Origin of the sequence: Novosphingobium umbonatum, from assembly GCF_004005905.1 — a bacterium.
Lineage (GTDB): Bacteria > Pseudomonadota > Alphaproteobacteria > Sphingomonadales > Sphingomonadaceae > Novosphingobium > Novosphingobium umbonatum.
The window spans coordinates 1-511 of record NZ_SACO01000053.1 but is presented as its reverse complement, the minus strand read 5'-3'; the positions used below and the strand labels follow the sequence as shown (position 1 = coordinate 511).

At 61.8% G+C, this 511-nt stretch carries 1 protein-coding gene; it reads left to right on the top strand.

Annotated elements, in window-relative coordinates:
* Positions 1–282: 282 nt before the first annotated feature.
* Positions 283–511: hypothetical protein (locus tag EOE18_RS18725; protein ID WP_220446054.1), on the top strand; the 229-nt coding region annotated here is incomplete at its 3' end.

Here is a 511-nt window from a genome sequence, read left to right as displayed (position 1 = left end):
GCCCGCTGGTCAGCGCGATCCGAACCGCCTCTCGCTTAAAATCTTCACTATGCTTCATCATCTCGTCGGTCTCCTGTTGCGAGCATAAAACGCTCAGGTGACCGGCACAAATCCGTTACAAGTCCATGGCGCTGTGGTCAGGCGGGCGTTCACGCCGAACCGTTTTGGGATCGACACCAATCAGCCCACAGGCCCGGCGTTGGGAGGTAAGCGCCGACGGACCCCGGCCTTGCGCGGCATTGGGGTAGCGTAGATTTCGCGGGGCAGATGGAGGCCTTGCGAGTGGAAGAAGAACAGTCAAACGAGCCTCGTATGGGCGCTCGCCGGGATGGCGGAGCGGTCGTACGGGTGGAGCGTCGCCGGAATTGGAGCGACGAAGAGAAGCTGGACACCTCGAAGAACCGTGTAAATTTGGCGTGGCAAGTGCGCGAGGGGTTGTCGGCGGCGCAGGGAATGCCGTTTTGCGGGGTTGAGCGGACGATTATTGGTCGGTCGGGCGGCCTTTCGGGCC